This window comes from Gammaproteobacteria bacterium, from assembly GCA_015709615.1.
In the GTDB taxonomy this organism is placed as follows: Bacteria; Pseudomonadota; Gammaproteobacteria; order Burkholderiales; family Nitrosomonadaceae; genus Nitrosomonas.
In genome coordinates this window covers 1,833,753-1,848,962 of record CP054179.1, presented here as the reverse complement: position 1 = coordinate 1,848,962, position 15,210 = coordinate 1,833,753, and the positions used below count along the sequence as shown (strand labels likewise).

General features: G+C 53.1%; 14 protein-coding genes and 2 pseudogenes. 2 read left to right on the top strand and 14 right to left on the bottom strand.

Annotated features, from left to right (window positions below; translation table 11 throughout):
• Positions 1-173 precede the first annotated feature (173 nt).
• Positions 174-503 (top strand): nucleotide pyrophosphohydrolase, encoded by a 330-nt coding sequence (locus HRU77_08990; GenBank protein QOJ22115.1) that lies wholly within the window; start codon positions 174-176, stop codon positions 501-503.
• A gap of 21 nt (positions 504-524) precedes the next feature.
• Here HRU77_08990 and HRU77_08985 read toward each other — a convergent pair whose 3' ends face one another.
• The 13 genes and pseudogenes from HRU77_08985 to HRU77_08925 all read right to left on the bottom strand — a co-directional run bounded on the left by HRU77_08985 (position 525) and on the right by HRU77_08925 (position 13,894).
• Positions 525-1,673 (bottom strand): class I SAM-dependent methyltransferase, encoded by a 1,149-nt coding sequence (locus HRU77_08985; protein QOJ20816.1) that lies wholly within the window; start codon positions 1,671-1,673, stop codon positions 525-527.
• A 77-nt stretch (positions 1,674-1,750) separates the two neighbouring features.
• Positions 1,751-4,882: pseudogene (locus tag HRU77_08980) on the bottom strand (multidrug efflux RND transporter permease subunit).
• Positions 4,879-6,126: an efflux RND transporter periplasmic adaptor subunit gene (locus HRU77_08975; GenBank protein ID QOJ20815.1), complete on the bottom strand. Its 1,248-nt coding sequence runs from the start codon at positions 6,124-6,126 to the stop codon at positions 4,879-4,881. The pseudogene HRU77_08980 and the gene HRU77_08975 overlap by 4 nt, the downstream one beginning before the upstream one ends.
• A gap of 176 nt (positions 6,127-6,302) precedes the next feature.
• Complete coding sequence (locus HRU77_08970; protein QOJ20814.1) at positions 6,303-7,700, bottom strand: efflux transporter outer membrane subunit; 1,398 nt, start codon at positions 7,698-7,700, stop codon at positions 6,303-6,305.
• Between the two features lie 172 nt (positions 7,701-7,872).
• Complete coding sequence (locus tag HRU77_08965; protein ID QOJ20813.1) at positions 7,873-8,880, bottom strand: hypothetical protein; 1,008 nt, start codon at positions 8,878-8,880, stop codon at positions 7,873-7,875.
• Between the two features lie 77 nt (positions 8,881-8,957).
• Positions 8,958-9,485 carry a hypothetical protein gene (locus HRU77_08960; GenBank protein ID QOJ20812.1) on the bottom strand — a complete coding sequence of 176 codons (528 nt, stop codon included), beginning with the start codon at positions 9,483-9,485 and terminating at the stop codon, positions 8,958-8,960.
• A gap of 152 nt (positions 9,486-9,637) precedes the next feature.
• Complete coding sequence (locus tag HRU77_08955) at positions 9,638-10,315, bottom strand: IS1595 family transposase (protein ID QOJ20811.1); 678 nt, start codon at positions 10,313-10,315, stop codon at positions 9,638-9,640.
• Between the two features lie 30 nt (positions 10,316-10,345).
• Positions 10,346-10,558: a hypothetical protein gene (locus HRU77_08950; GenBank protein QOJ20810.1), complete on the bottom strand. Its 213-nt coding sequence runs from the start codon at positions 10,556-10,558 to the stop codon at positions 10,346-10,348.
• A gap of 13 nt (positions 10,559-10,571) precedes the next feature.
• Positions 10,572-10,850, bottom strand: a complete 279-nt coding sequence (locus HRU77_08945; protein QOJ22114.1) for a DUF2442 domain-containing protein — start codon at positions 10,848-10,850, stop codon at positions 10,572-10,574.
• Positions 10,847-11,111, bottom strand: a pseudogene (locus HRU77_08940) (DUF4160 domain-containing protein). Before HRU77_08940 ends, HRU77_08945 begins: the two are co-directional and overlap by 4 nt.
• A 29-nt stretch (positions 11,112-11,140) precedes the next feature.
• Positions 11,141-12,805, bottom strand: a complete 1,665-nt coding sequence (gene ettA / locus HRU77_08935) for an energy-dependent translational throttle protein EttA (protein ID QOJ20809.1) — start codon at positions 12,803-12,805, stop codon at positions 11,141-11,143.
• 89 nt (positions 12,806-12,894) lie between these two features.
• The gene (locus HRU77_08930) at positions 12,895-13,137 is read right to left on the bottom strand and encodes a DUF2835 domain-containing protein (GenBank protein ID QOJ20808.1); all 243 of its coding nucleotides are present in this window, start codon (positions 13,135-13,137) and stop codon (positions 12,895-12,897) included.
• Positions 13,138-13,162: 25 nt separating this feature from the next.
• Positions 13,163-13,894, bottom strand: a complete 732-nt coding sequence (locus HRU77_08925) for an rRNA pseudouridine synthase (protein ID QOJ20807.1) — start codon at positions 13,892-13,894, stop codon at positions 13,163-13,165.
• A 103-nt stretch (positions 13,895-13,997) separates the two neighbouring features.
• Between HRU77_08925 and HRU77_08920 the strand changes: the two genes are divergently transcribed.
• A complete protein-coding gene (locus HRU77_08920) occupies positions 13,998-14,450 on the top strand; it encodes a rhodanese-like domain-containing protein (GenBank protein QOJ20806.1) in 453 nt (150 codons plus the stop codon).
• Positions 14,451-14,493: 43 nt separating this feature from the next.
• Here the strand turns inward: HRU77_08920 and HRU77_08915 are convergent, their stop codons facing one another.
• A complete protein-coding gene (locus tag HRU77_08915; GenBank protein QOJ22113.1) occupies positions 14,494-15,087 on the bottom strand; it encodes a CHRD domain-containing protein in 594 nt (197 codons plus the stop codon).
• Between the last annotated feature and the right edge of the window lie 123 nt (positions 15,088-15,210).

The following is a 15,210-nucleotide window of genomic DNA, read 5'->3' as shown; positions in this document are numbered from 1 at the left end:
GTTGATGATTAAAGTATGATCTAACTGGAATTAGGGAAACGCTGATTAATATAACGCAGATCCATTTCAACCGGGCATGGCGTATTTCCTCACGAAAAAGTGCTATGCTGCCATGCGATCAAGAACCCAAACATCATTCTCTGAATACCAACAATCAAAAATTATTGGCGCGCATGAACGACATCGAAGAAATAATCCAAGCCTTGCGCAAATTCCGCGATGAGCGGGATTGGGCGCAGTTTCATAACGCCAAGGACCTCGCATTGGCGTTGAATATCGAAGCGGGCGAGCTGCTCGAAACTTTTCTGTGGAAAGCGCCGGAGCAGGCGGATGTCGACAGCATCAAGGAAGAACTGGCCGATGTTTTCACGTTTGCTTTACTGCTGGCCGAAAAATACGATTTGGATGTGAAGCAAATCGTGCTGGAAAAAATGGAGAAAAACGCGCGCAAGTACCCAGTAGAAAAAGCCAAAGGCAGCGCGAGAAAGTACACCGAGCTGTAGCAACACTTGAAAATATTTTCGTCACTTCACCGCTAACCGCCACAATGACGTCGACTCCGCCGCGCGCGCGGCGTTCAGCGGATCGCTGACCTCGGATACGCGCGGATGGTGCGGTTTGGTATCGATCCTGCTCAATACTTTCAAACCGGCAACTTCGATCATCTGCAGCAGCTGCTCCCGGGTGCGCAATCCCAGATGTTCGGCCAAATCGGACAAAATCAGCCAGCCTTCGCCGCCGGGCAGCAAATGAGTTTTCAGTCCCTGCAGGAATCCGCGCAACATGCGGCTTTCCGGATCGAAAATGGCATGCTCCAGCGGCGAACTGGGTCGCGCCGGAATCCACGGCGGATTGCATACGATCAATGCCGCCTGTTCTTCGGGAAAGAGATCGGTTTGCACCAAGTCCACCTGATTCATCAGATTAAGTCGCGTTAAATTGTCGTGTACACACTGTAAGGCGCGCGGCTCCAGATCGGTTGCCACGATGCGCTGAATGCCGCGCAGCGCCAGTGCGGCAGCCAAAACGCCGGTGCCGGTGCCGATATCGAAAACGATCGATTGTTCCGCCAGCAGCTTGGGCAGCGGAGCTTGCGCGACCAGTTTTATGTACTCGCTGCGGACCGGCGCAAACACACCGTAGTACGGGTGAATGGCGATATCCAAAGCCGGAATTTCGATGCCTTTTTTGCGCCATTCATGCGCGCCGATTATTCCCAGTAACTCACGCAATGAAGTAACAAACGGTCCGGTGCATGGGCCGTACACCTCCCGGCAGGCGTCACGAACATCCGGTGCGCGGCGTAAAGGAATCGCATAATCGGCTTCGAATGGAATCAGCAGTTTTTCCAGTGTTCGCGCGCGCTGCGATTGCGCCAGACGATAACGGTGAAAAGCTTCGGCGAGCGGCAACGCGGCTGGCGGCTGCTTGGGTGCGGGTTTTTTCTTGTCGATACGCCGCGCCATTGCTTGCAGCAACAACTTGGCGTTCTGGAAATCGCCGTGCCATAACAGCGCCGTGCCTTCGCACGCTAGGCGGTAAGCCGTATCGGCGGGCATGCGATCGTCAATCACCTGCACCCGCTGGGGTGGCGGCAAATCTTTTTCGCTTTGCCAAAGCGCCGATTTTTCCGCGTCCGCCTCGCGCCAATGAATGACGGGATTACCGTTCATTCTTTTGGCTGCTCATCACCGTCGGCTTTGGTGCTCTGTTGTTCCGGTTGCGCTGCGAGTTGTTTTACGCCGGATTGCATGGTTTCGACCGACGTTTTTTTGGCGCGCTGCGTGATCTTGCCGATCAGCACAAAAAACAGCGGCACGAAAAAGATCGCCAGGAATGTCGCCGCCAGCATGCCGCCGAATACCCCGGTGCCGATCGAATGACGGCTGGCGGCACCCGCGCCAGATGCGACCACCAACGGAAATACACCGAGAATGAACGCCATCGACGTCATGATGATCGGCCGGAAGCGCAGCCGCGCGGCATCGAGTGCCGCATCGGTGAGCGTTTCTCCGGCGGCGTGGCGCTGATTGGCAAACTCCACGATCAGAATCGCATTTTTCGCCGCCAAGCCGATTAAAGTCACCAGGCCGATCTGGAAATAAATGTCATTGCTCAAACCGCGCATCCATATCGCCAGCAGCGCACCGAGTATGCCGAAAGGAATCGCCAGAATCACCGCCATCGGAATCGACCAGCTTTCGTACAGAGCGGCCAGCACCAGAAACACCATCAGCAGCGCAAAGGCAAACACCATGACGGATTGTCCGCCCGCTTTGCGCTCTTGCAGCGAAATACCGCTCCAATCGAGCGTGTAGCCGCGCGGCAGCAGAATTTCATCGGCGGCTTGCTCCAATGCGGCGAGCGCCTGTCCCGAGCTGTAGCCTGGCGCGGCACCGCCCAGTACCAGTGCGGAATTAGCGCCGTTAAAGTGCGTCACCGGATCGGGGCCGCTGTTGAATTGAGTGTTGACGACCGAATCCAGCGGAATCATGGTCGACGTTGCGCCGCTCTGCGCGCGCACATAAATTTTGCTGATATCGTCGGGATTGGAGCGATATTCCGGCAATGCTTCGGTTTGCACCCGGTAAATGCGGCCGAATTTGACGAAATCGTTGATATAAAAATTACCGAAATAAGCCTGCATGGTATCGAAAATTTCCGAAATCGGCACTCCCAGCGCCTTGGCGCGTTCGCGGTCTACCGTTGCGTACAACCGTGGCGCACTGACCCGGAAATTGGTACTGGCCACGGCAATCGCCGGATTTTCCATGGCCTTGGCGGTGAATTCCTGCGCCACCGCGGCAAACTCGGCAAAATCGCCGCCGCTGGGATCCTGTATCTGCACCGAAAATCCGCCAGTCGATCCCAATCCGCTGATCGAAGGCGCATTGAAAGCCAGAATCAGCGCCTCTGGGATTTTAGCGAATTCCTGAAAAGCCGCGCCGATCAAGCCATGCACTTTTTGTTCGGGGTTCGGGCGTGTATCCCAGTGATTCAGCGGAACGAACATGGTGGCCTGATTGGCTCCGCGCGTGCTGAACACAAAGTTCTGACCCGCCAGCACGTCGGTGGAATGCACCGCCGGATTCGCTTGAAAATAGCTTTCGATTTTGCTCAGCACTTCGCGCGTGCGCGTCATCGAAGCGCCGTCCGGCAATTGCACCACGGTGATGAAATAACCTTGATCTTCTTCCGGCAGAAAGCTGCCCGGTAGAATCTTGAACAAGCCGATGATGCCGGCGATCAGCACCCCGAAAAGCGTCAGCGCAATCACCGAACGCCGCATGATCGTTGCAACGGCGCCAGTATAGCGAGTCTGCATCCAGTCGAACGAACGGTTAAACCACTGCCAAAACCCTTTTGGCGCTTGATGAGCGGGTTTGAGCACCAGTGCGCACAACGCGGGACTCAAGGTCAGCGCGACAAAGCCGGATATCGCGACCGACAGCGCAATCGTAATGGCAAATTGCTTATACAACTCACCGGTGATACCGCCGAGGAAGGCTACCGGCAGAAACACCGCAGCCAGCACCAGTACGATCGCGATCACCGGCCCGGACACTTCCTCCATGGCGCGTTTCGCCGCATCCCGAGGGGATAAGCCGCCCTGGGTCATGTGCCGCTCGACGTTCTCCACCACCACAATGGCGTCATCGACGACGATACCGATTGCCAGCACCATGCCGAACAACGTCAGCGTATTGATGGAAAATCCCAGCGCCTCCATACCGGCCAGCGTGCCGATCAAGGACACCGGCACGGCCACGGCAGGAATCAAGGTGGCGCGCCAGCTTTGCAAAAACACAAAAACCACCAGAATCACCAGCAATGTCGCTTCCGCCAGCGTTTTCAGCACTTCCTTGATGGAAACGTCGATGAACGTGGTCGTGTCGTAGGGAATGTCGTACGACACCCCGGCCGGGAAGCTCTTGCTCAAACGCTGCATTTCCGCACGGATGCCCCGCACAGTCTCGAGCGCATTGGCGCCGGGCGCGAGAAAAGTCAGCAGGAAAGTATTCGGCTGGCCGTTCCAGCGTCCTTCCAGATCGTACGATTGCGCCCCCAGTTCGATGCGCGCCACGTCGCGCAGCCGCACCATCGAGCCGTCCGGATAAGCGCGCACGATCATGTCCTCGAATTCCTTGACTTCGCTCATGCGCCCGTGGGTAATCACCGGAATGGTCATTTCCGTGCCTTCCGGCGTCGGCTCGCGTCCAATCCTTCCGGCCGGAAAATCGCGGTTTTGTTCGCGCACCACGGCGGCGATTTCGCTCGGTGTCAGGTTCAGCTGCGCCATGCGTACAGGATCGAGGATGAGCCGCATGGAATAGTTCTGGCCGCCGAAAATGACGGCATCGCCTACACCGGGCAGGCGTTTGACATTATCGAGGATGCGCAGCAACGCGTAATTCGACAGAAAAACGTTGTCATGCTTGGGATCGGTGGAACTCAGGATGACCACGGCGAGCAAATCCGGCGATGTTTTTTTCACCGTCACGCCCTGGCGCACCACTTCATCCGGCAGCTGCGGCTCAGCCAAGCGCTGCCGGTTCTGCGTCTGCACCTGCGCGATATCGACATCGGTGCCGATCTCGAAGGTCAAGCGCAACATCATGTGGCCGTCGTTGGTGCTGACCGATTCGTAATACAGCAGATTATCGATGCCGGGCAACTGCACTTCGATCGGACGCGCCACTGCTTCCGCGACGACTTCCGCGCTGGCGCCGGGATAATCGGCGTCGATCTGCACCATCGGCGGTGTGATTTGCGGAAATTGCGCAACCGGCAATTTCTGCAGCGCCACCAAACCCAGCACGACGATAATGATCGACAATACCGATGCGAAAATAGGCCGGTCGATGAAAAAATGTGACTTCATGGTGCGACCTGCTGAGCCGGTTGACCGGATGGTTGAGCGGCGATGCTTTCCTGCAGTTGTTGCGGTTGCTCAACCGCCTGCACTTTTACCCCTGGCAAGATGCGGAAAAATCCTTCCACCACCACGCGTTCCCCCGGCTGCAAACCGCTCTCGATCAACCAATCCTTGCCCCGCCAGGCGCTGGCTTGCACCGGACGCAGTTGCGCCGTCTCCTCGGCGTCGATCACGTACACGAATGAACCGCTGGGGCCTTGCTGCACCGCGCGCTGCGGAATCAGCATGGCATTATTGCGGATATAACCTTTTATGCGGACCCGGACAAACTGGCCGGGATAAAAATAGGAATCCCCCGGCGCCATACCGCCTTCCGGGTTGGGAAATTTGAAACGCCCCTGCAGCGATCCGCTTTGCGGCCGTATCGTGACATCGGCGAAATCCAGTATGCCTTCGTGCGGATACACGCTGCCGTCGGAAAACGTCATCACACCGCGCAATTGGAAAATATCGGGCCGCTCGACCTTGTTCGCGGCCAATTCGCGGCGGCGGCGCAGCAAATAGCTTTCCGGCACATTGACGTTGACATACATCGGATCGAGCTGGTCGATCGTGGCCAGCAGAGATTCCTGCGCGGAAACCAGCCGCCCTTCGTAAAACTGGCTGCGGCCGATGCGGCCATTGACCGGCGCGGTGATCAGCGTGTTATCGAGATCAAATTTGGCCTTGATCAGATCATTTTGCGCCGCTTCCAACGCCGCGCGGGCTGCCAGCATTCCGGCTTCGGCGTCATCGACATCTTTCTTGCTGACCGCTTGCTTTTCCAGCAGCGGTTTGACACGCGCCAGATCCTGCTTGGCTTGGGTCAGGCGCGCCTGGGATTGCGCAACTTTCGCTTTGCTGCTGAGATAAATGGCCTTGAAGGGCACCGGATCGATCAGATATAGCTTGTCGCCCTTTTTGACGTTACGTCCTTCGGTAAAATAAATTTTTTTGATAATGCCGCTGACTTGCGGACGAATCTCGACCGGACGAAAAGCCTCGGTCTGCCCGATAAACTCCGGCTGGTCATCGACCGTTTGCGGCACTACGGTGATGAACTCGACCTGCGGCGGCGGTGGCGCTGGATTTTCCGGCGCCCGGCCCGAGCAGGCTGTCAGCATCGCGAGCACCAAAACCACCCAGCAATAAACCGCTGCGGAACTGTCGCCGACCGCGCGGGAAATGATCGATTGGAATATTCTCTGCATAGCTTTGACTCTGGGTTATTCTGATTATTGAAAGGGAATACCTGCCAGGAAAAATTATCCTGCCAATTGCTACCGGAATTCTAAAGTGATAAGTCAACCGGCGCGTGCGGTAAGTTCCGGCTATGACCTCACGCCACCGGCGCGCTGTGCAAGAGCGCCTCCCCGCATAGCGGCGCTTACAACTGCATCCATCCGCCGCCCAATGCTTTGTAAAGCTGCACGATCGATACCAAATGCAGACGGTGGGTCGCCATAAGCGCGAATTCCGCGTCGAACAAGTTGCGTTTGGCCAGCAACACGTCGACATAGCTGGTGATGCCGCCATGATAGCGCAGATCCGCCACTTGCAAGGCGGAACGCAGCGCATCCACTTGTTGTTGTTGCGCCTTGCGCTGATCGTTGGCAGTCCGCACCGCCACCAGCGCATCCTCGACTTCCTTGAAGGCCACCAGAATGGTCTGTTCATATTGCGCCAATGCTTGCCGCGCTTGCGCTTCCGCCGCGCGCTGCTCGAATCCCAGGCTTTGCGCGTTTAACAAGGGCACGGCCAAACCTAGCCCGCCCGCGCCGAACTCGCTGCCGGAGACTAGCAGATTGTGGAGCGCCGGACTGGCCACACCGAGAAAACCGGTAATCGAAATCTTGGGAAAGCGCGCCGCTTTAGCCACGCCAATTTTTGCCGTCGCCGCCGCCAGCATGTGCTCGGAACGAACAATGTCGGGACGCCGTTGTAGCAATTCCGACGGCAATCCGGCGGGCACTTCCGGCGGCATCAGTTGCTCGATCAAGGTGCGGCCGCGCGCAACCGGCGCCGGATTTTTTCCCAGCAACACGCTGAGCTCGTTTTCCTTTTGCCGCATTTGCCGCTCCAGCTCGGCAACGCGGGCGGCGGCATTGGCGCTCTCAGCCTGGAATTGATCGAAATCGAGACGGGGGATGATGCCGCCCAGCAACTGCGCCTGCGCGATGGCGACCGATTCCTCCCAGGAATTCAAAGCGCGCTGCGCGATCTCACGCTGCATGTCCAGTTGCAGCAGATCGAAATAAGACTGCGCCACCGCGCTGACCAGCGTCAGAATCACGGCGTGCCGGTTTTCCTCCTGCGCCAGCAGATCGGCGCGCGCCGCTTCGTTAGAACGGCGGATCCGGCCCCAGATATCCAATTCCCAATTCAGCGAAGTCTGGCCGTAATAATTGAACGGCGTGGCAAATCCGGGACGCAAGAAACCGCCCAAGGTGCCGAAAGCCGGTGCATTGGCATCGGCGCCCATATTGGGAATAAACCCCATGCGCGCGCTATTCAAGCGCGCTTCAAACTCCTCCACGGTAGCCACCGCTTGCCGGAGATTCTTGTTTTCCTGTAACGCCTGCCGGATCAGATGTTGCAGCGTCTCATCCTGCAACAACTCCCACCAGCGCAGATTGGCGACCGACTCTCCCTCCAGCGGCGCCATGCGGAATTTCTCCGCAACATCGATTGGCGGACGCACGTAATCCGGCCCCACTGCGCAAGCGGTGAGCAGCGCAATGGGAAGAATTAGAACATTACGTAACCAGCGGTGAAATTGTTTCATGTGTAAATGGGAAATCGATTTGCATTTTCCAAAGTATCGGGTGCGATCAGAATCACATAGATTTTGGGGCGATGTCAAACTTATTGGTCATGCTGAAAGCAGCGGTGGCGACTTCATCCACAGAGCTGGCGAGCAGTAAAGCCGGTATTTTGCCGCCGATGCTTTTCGAGTATTATTTGACGCTTTGATTCAACATCATTTCTGCGCAAATGCGCCATTCCAAAAAGATGATGAAGCGTAAATGACCGTAACCGAAATTGAAGAGCCCGCCGCCCGCGTTTGAAGCGGTATAAGCTTTTGTTCCAATTCTGATGGTATCGGTATTGAGCTTCATTTCATCACTCAGTATTCCCTTACCCATTAAATCGGAAATTACCGGATCAGCCGTGCGGCGCACAGCCTTCTGCACCAAATCCACTTCACCCATGGCGCTTGGAGATTTTTTGCCGCTCTGCAATGCTTTTTTTAGTTCTTCTCTGGATTCTTTGAGCAGTGTCGTCCATCCAACAATTTTTCTAACTGTGGATACGCCCTCGATCCGGTCATTTATTTGCAAATCGATGTTATTACAATTGACCGGTATATCGCCGACCCGGCGAGCGACATTTTCCTGCATCGCCATCAAATGCATCGCCAAATCAACGCCTACAAAATTATGCTTAGTTTCGTCGAAATCGATACTCGAATCATCATTCTTCGTACCGACATAATTTGTGACCAAATCATCGACAATGGATTTGTTGACATCCCAAGCATTAATCAATTTTCTTAATTGCTTTCTTTCCGACTTTTCAACGTTTTTCTGCGCATATCCAAGTCCTTTTCTGGTAATCCAAGGATCGAGATCGATTGTTTTTGACGTTTTTGCCGCGCCCGTACCAATATCGAATTTATAGTTAGGATGATGTTCCTGATCGGTCTCTTCAACAGCCATATTCAATTTGGTTGTGCGTTGCAACGGACGAATTTTCCGTTGCACGGATTGATTGGCAGCTTGTTTCAAACTCGCCAAGTTTTGCGATTGAGGACTGGCATTGGCGGATTCTCGCAACATCCTCAGAACTGTAGTCTCAGGACGATTATCTTCAAACGGCACGGCCTCCTGAACACCGACCCAAGATTCACGTCTTTGCAAGGTTGTTTTTTGCTCTGGTGATGCGTGATTGGCGTAAGCTTTCATAGGGTGTCTGCTCAATTGATTAACTGTTTCATTCTGATTTATTGTAAAGCAAGCTTCAAAAATTTATTCAAAAGGGTTTAATCTACTACCTTAGTTGACACCGATTTAACCGCTTGGCTAGCTTCACTGTAGCGTTTTTTTCGCTCGATATCATGCAATCGCTCATCTGCAATAACCAAAATTGCTTGTTTCAAAGCCTCAAAATTTGCTAAGCATTGTTCTTCAGTTAATTCATGAATCCCAAGGCTTAAGATGCTATAAAGTTCTGGATGACTCAAAATAAACTGCGGAAGAAAATTTTCTAGTAAAGGAATCTTCTCTTTCATTCTTTTTTTCTGATAATTTTCCTCATCCCAGTTAACATCATTTTTGGCTTGTTGGCGCGCTTCTTCAATTAAAGATTCAAATATTCTTCGTAAATACACGTATGAACCGATACCAATCCCATGCGCAGCAAGTCCCATTGCTTTATTTAGCTCTTTCAATCGCTCAACACCAAGCACCTCTTTGTATTTTTTAGTATTACCAATTGCCAAATCCGCTAGTGAAGGATATTGGCCGATTTTGATAATCGTGTTATTTTCAGAAATAAAATGGAAATGCACAAAATGCTGCGCACGAGTACACACGATTGTTTTAGAAAATGTGGGTAATTTCCATGGATTGCTCTTCTTAAATGAAGATCCTGTATTTTTTACTGGAGCAACAATTGATTTTTTAAGGATCTCGTCATTAATTAATTTTGGGTCTTAGGAAGTTAAAGCGGGTTTAAACGTAACAATTTAAGAATTTCATGATAGAGATTATCACGGCGATGATTAAAACGAAATTCGGTTTCTTTCAAGTGCAGGTAGAAAGTATGTTCGGGCACACCATTGAACTTGGCCAAACGTCTTTTAGCAAAACTCCAGAAAGACTCGATACCATTAATATGCCGCTCGCCACTGGCAAACTCATTGTCACCATGGTGAACCCTGAAGTGCTTATCAAAGCCGATATCGACCAATCCGTCATAACCACGCCATCCATCGGAATGGATTACGGTATCGGGCGCTACATGCCCACGGATAATGGCTTGCAATGTCGCTTTAGAGCAATCTGGAACAATCTCTGTATAAACTTTTCCTTGGCGTTTAAGCACACCAAAGACTATTGTTTTGCCATAAGCGCCCCGCCCCCTTTTACCCCTGACTCGCTGGACACCAAAGTAAGACTCATCAACTTCTACAGAACCTTGCAGAGGGGATTCAAGTTCGCAATTCTGGGCAATTCGCTGTCGTATTTTAAGATAAATGGTATTGACGGATCGGATAGAAATGCCGGTCAATTGGGCTGTGTCAGTAGCAGTAAAATCCATCGAAAAACATCGAATAAGTTGCCTGAATTTTGCTTCTCTGATTCGAGAACGAAAATAGTATCTGTTTTTAGCATTCATCTCAGAAAGTTAGCACACTTTAGTAAGTGCTTAACTTCCTAAGACCCTTAATTTTTTAGAAGACTCTGAAATTTCAGCACGAAATGTTGCGCTTTGTTGGCATTCAGGACAAAAACTATCCATTGTTTGCTTATACAAGAGAATAGCTTGAATTGCGGTTTCAATTCCCGTGTCTATTGTTACAGGTTTATACAATGGAAGTTGAAGCAACCAACTTTCGATAGGAAAATTTTCTTTTATCATTATTCATCCATATCTATATCGGAACACACCAAGTTCCACCTTTCCCAATCTCCTCGTGCAACCATACCGGATCAAGATCAGCACCATTCGGCCACGTGAGCACACCTAACTCTATACGAACCTGATTAAATAATTGTTCATCTTTGAGTGATGCAAAGATACCCGCCTTCTCACTGAAAATAAGTTGCGACATATCGACGGTACCAGCCGTACCATCGTTACAAGTCACTGAAAGGCAATAATCAGGCAGTACAGTCACTGAACGTATACGCCATGGCGCTGCAGCCGTTATTCCAGAGGAGAGATGCTCTTGGGTAGCTGTTTCTGTTGACATAATTTCCAATCCTCCATCAATTCAGTGCGATGCTGTACTGCCCATTCCAACACCATTGCCAGTGCCCTTTTTGGGAGGCTACCTTTAATTAATGATCTCCAATGTTCTTATGTCGATTAATGCTTCATATTCCGCGTACAGCGCATGAAAATGTGGTGGCGCATGTTCACGCCAGAACATTTGGATCACGATTCCAAAAAACTGGCTGATCGTTGGCATCCTCTTTCTTCACCGTAAAAATTTTATAATCACCGGCTAATCGGCTTATACCGTATCCGTTTCGGTTTCGCACCTTCCTCACCGAGACGTTTTTTCTTGTCGGCTTCGTATTCCTGGTAGTTGCCGTTGAAGAAGGTCCATTGCGAATCGCCTTCGGCGGCGAGGATGTGGGTGGCGATACGGTCGAGGAACCAGCGGTCGTGCGAGATGACGAGCACGCAACCGGCGAATTCCAGCAGCGCATCCTCCAATGCGCGTAGCGTTTCGACGTCGAGGTCGTTGGACGGTTCGTCGAGCAGCAGCACGTTGCCGCCGGAAATCAGGGTTTGCGCCAGGTGCAGGCGGCCGCGCTCTCCGCCGGAGAGCTGACCAATGATTTTTTGCTGATCGCTGCCTTTGAAGTTGAAGCGGCCGAGGTAAGCACGCGCCGGGGTGGTGTATTTGCCGACCACGAGGTTGTCGTTGCCGCCGGAAATAGCGTCGAACACGGTTTTATCGTTTTCCAGTGAGTCGCGGGCTTGATCGACATGCGCAATCTGCACGGTATGGCCGATTTTCACTTCGCCGGAATCGGGTTGTTCCTTGCCGGTAATCAGCTTGAACAAGGTCGATTTACCCGCGCCGTTCGGGCCGATGATACCGACGATCGCACCCGGCGGGATTTTGAAGCTGAGATTGTCGATCAGCAGCCGGTCACCATAGGATTTGGATACACCGTTAAACTCGATGACTTCATTGCCCAGGCGTTCGCCGACGGGAATGAAAATTTCCTGCGTTTCGTTACGCTTCTGATATTCCTGCGAATTGAGTTCTTCAAAACGAGCCAGACGCGCCTTGGATTTGGCCTGACGGCCTTTGGGATTTTGCCGCACCCATTCCAATTCTTGTTTCATTGACTTCATGTGCGCGTCGACCTGCTTCTGCTCTTGCTCCAGGCGCGCTTCTTTCTGCTCCAGCCAGCTGGAGTAATTGCCCTTCCACGGGATGCCGTGGCCGCGATCGAGCTCCAGAATCCATTCGGCAGCGTTGTCGAGGAAGTAGCGGTCGTGCGTCACCGCGACCACGGTACCGGGAAAACGCACCAGAAATTGCTCGAGCCATTCGACCGATTCGGCGTCCAGATGGTTGGTCGGCTCATCAAGCAACAGCATATCCGGTTTTTCCAGCAGCAATTTGCACAACGCGACGCGGCGTTTTTCCCCGCCGGACAGGTTTTTGACCACAGCATCCCATGATGGCAGGCGCAATGCGTCGGCGGCGATTTCCATCTGGTGCTCGGTATCGCTGCCCGCGGTGGCGATGATCGCTTCCAGGCGCGCTTGCTCTTCCGCCAGCGCATCGAAATCGGCGCCTTCCTCGGCATACGCCGCATAGACGTCCTCCAGCTTCTTCTGCGCCTGCATCACTTCGCCCATGCCTTCCTCGACTTCCTGGCGCACGGTGTGCTCGGGGTTCAGCTGCGGTTCCTGCGGCAGATAACCGACACGGATGTTCGGCAAACGCTGCACTTCGCCGTCAAAATCCTTATCGGCGCCCGCCATGATACGCAACACGGTGGACTTGCCGGAGCCATTCAAACCGAGCAGGCCGATTTTTGCGCCGGGGAAAAAGCTGAGTGATATGTCTTTGATAATCTGACGTTTCGGTGGAACGATTTTGCTCACGCGGAGCATCGACATTACATATTGAGCCATGAGTATGATCTTTGTTGATTTAAAAAGAATGGGTTAAAACGTAATAAAGAAGAAGTGTAGCGCACGCGACCGTGCAATGAAAGCTGCGATCAGCCGGGCTGCGAATCTTTATCGACGCAGCGGATCGACACGAACTTGCTGTTTTCGTCGAACACCAGCTCAAACGTACCGTACACGCCATGACTTTGCACCACCGAGCGCAGCACGTTGACTGGAAAATGTACGACGCGGCCATCGGTCGCTTCAGCCACTACCGAATCGACAACCCCTTGGTAATAAAGCTCTAGCCGGTGCGCCGGGATTTTCAGTACAACATGGACACGTTGTTGCATCGGAGAGTTTCCACTAAAAGCGCCGTCAAAACTGCTCGCCTTCTTCCAGATAGCGCCATTGGCCTTCGGGCAAATTGCCCAAGCGCACTTTGCCGATACGCACGCGCTTCAAACCGGTCACTTTCAAATTGACCAGTTCGCACATGCGGCGAATTTGGCGTTTTTTACCTTCATGCAAGATAAAGCGCAGTTGATCGCGGTTTTGCCAGCTCACTTGCGCCGGTTTCAGTGCCTGACCGTCAAGGCTCAGGCCGTGATTCAGCAGCGCCAGCTTGGCGGGCGGCAATGCGCCTTCGACCCGCACCAGATATTCCTTTTCAATGCGGGATTCCTCGCCGATCAACTGCTTGGCAATCCGGCCGTCTTGCGTCAACACCAGCAAGCCTTGCGAATCGATGTCGAGACGGCCAGCGGGTGCCAGGTTTTTCAGGTGCGCAGGTTGAAAACGCTTGCCCGGTTGCTTCGGAATGAACTGATTTTCCGGTTTGATCAGCACCACAGCCGGTTGATAGCCCGGTTCCGGCTGCCCGGACACGTAGCCAACCGGCTTGTTGAGCAATATCGTCACCTGCTGGGTTTGTTGCGCTTGCGCCGCTTTATTTAAGGTGATTTTTTGCGTCGGAAAAATTTTGGTGCCGAGCTCGGAAATCCGTTCGCCGTCGACAAATACCCAACCCAGTTCGATAAAACGGTCGGCCTCGCGGCGCGAGCAGATGCCTTGTTCGGACATCAGTTTGGATAAGCGGATTTTTTCCATGAAGCGCTATAATATGGGCAATACAGGGTGTGAGAAGTTGATTTTACCGGCATTATAAAGGTAATCGCCCGATCGTTTTTACATTACATCGCTAGGATTATTTATGGAAACACTCGCAGCCATACTGGAAAAAGCGCAACAGCGCGCGCAAGAACTCGGACTTCCGTACAAAGGCGTACTATTGCCGATGGAGGCTTATCGTGTGCTGCAGGAACATGCGCAGGCACAATTGGTCGACGTACGGTCGCGCGCCGAACTGGATTGGGTCGGACGCATCCCCGGCGCAACCGAAATCGAATTGCGTTCGTACCCCGGCATGCAGCCGAATCCGCATTTTTTCGATCAACTGACCAACCAAGTCGACAGATCGTTGCCGGTTTTATTCATCTGCCGCAGCGGCGCGCGCTCGAACCAAGCGGCGGCGATGGCAACGGACATGGATTTTGCCGAATGCTACAACATCTTGGAGGGCTTCGAAGGCGACCGCGATGAAAACGGCCAGCGCGGCAAAGCTTCCGGCTGGAAAGCAGCCGGTTTGCCGTGGGTGCAGAGTTAGTAGCAGCGATAAAACAAGAGCCTCATGAGAGGCTCTTGCTTATTCAAACAGCTTCACGCCGGGCGCGGCGCGCGAATACGGTCAGAACTCCTAAACCGGCCAGCAATAACGCATAGCTTTCCGGCTCCGGCACAGGACTCAACAATCCGCGGATCTCGCCACCCGGGAATAGATTCGTGTGCAGGTTAAAGTAAGCCTTTCCGTCATCGAGACCGTCGACCAAATCGTTGAAAGCCGTGCTTACCAAGCCGCCGTGACCGGTGACAAACGCTGGGTTATAACTGGAAGCCAGCGCCATGTCGAAGGTATGATCGTACGTGCCGCCTGTGACGCCCAGAGGAAAACCGATGAAAGACGGCAGTTGGGTTGCAACACCGACATTGGTTCCCGGATCCGTGCAGCAGTGAATATGCGCTGCCGTCACATTTCCCAGCAGACCGCTGAAATTGGCTTCGACTCGCATCGTCACCAAATCAAAGTCGATCGTCACCAGCACCGAACCGGTGGCTGGTGACGCATTTACGGGTACTTCGCTGCTACCGAGCAAAGGCGCGGCGTATTTCGCCTCGTGCGCCGCAACCGGTAGCGTTGCGCTGATAAAGACAAAGAAGCCTAAGAGTAATTTATTAATTTTCATGATTTATCCCTCCAAGTTATAGGAAAAAACATATTTTCCCACGGGCAAATGTACTGAAAGTACAATTGACAGTCAAACACACCCAAAGCCGGATGGAGACACAAATCGTGCAGGCTTTTTAAG

Coding starts and splice junctions, on each gene's coding strand:
- HRU77_08990 (QOJ22115.1), top strand. CDS start 174: ATGAACGACATCGAAGAAATAATCCAAGCCTTGCGCAAATTCCGCGAT.
- HRU77_08985 (QOJ20816.1), bottom strand. CDS start 1,673: ATGAACGGTAATCCCGTCATTCATTGGCGCGAGGCGGACGCGGAAAAA.
- HRU77_08975 (QOJ20815.1), bottom strand. CDS start 6,126: ATGCAGAGAATATTCCAATCGATCATTTCCCGCGCGGTCGGCGACAGT.
- HRU77_08970 (QOJ20814.1), bottom strand. CDS start 7,700: ATGAAACAATTTCACCGCTGGTTACGTAATGTTCTAATTCTTCCCATT.
- HRU77_08965 (QOJ20813.1), bottom strand. CDS start 8,880: ATGAAAGCTTACGCCAATCACGCATCACCAGAGCAAAAAACAACCTTG.
- HRU77_08955 (QOJ20811.1), bottom strand. CDS start 10,315: ATGAATGCTAAAAACAGATACTATTTTCGTTCTCGAATCAGAGAAGCA.
- HRU77_08950 (QOJ20810.1), bottom strand. CDS start 10,558: ATGATAAAAGAAAATTTTCCTATCGAAAGTTGGTTGCTTCAACTTCCA.
- ettA (QOJ20809.1), bottom strand. CDS start 12,805: ATGGCTCAATATGTAATGTCGATGCTCCGCGTGAGCAAAATCGTTCCA.
- HRU77_08930 (QOJ20808.1), bottom strand. CDS start 13,137: ATGCAACAACGTGTCCATGTTGTACTGAAAATCCCGGCGCACCGGCTA.
- HRU77_08925 (QOJ20807.1), bottom strand. CDS start 13,894: ATGGAAAAAATCCGCTTATCCAAACTGATGTCCGAACAAGGCATCTGC.
- HRU77_08920 (QOJ20806.1), top strand. CDS start 13,998: ATGGAAACACTCGCAGCCATACTGGAAAAAGCGCAACAGCGCGCGCAA.
- HRU77_08915 (QOJ22113.1), bottom strand. CDS start 15,087: ATGAAAATTAATAAATTACTCTTAGGCTTCTTTGTCTTTATCAGCGCA.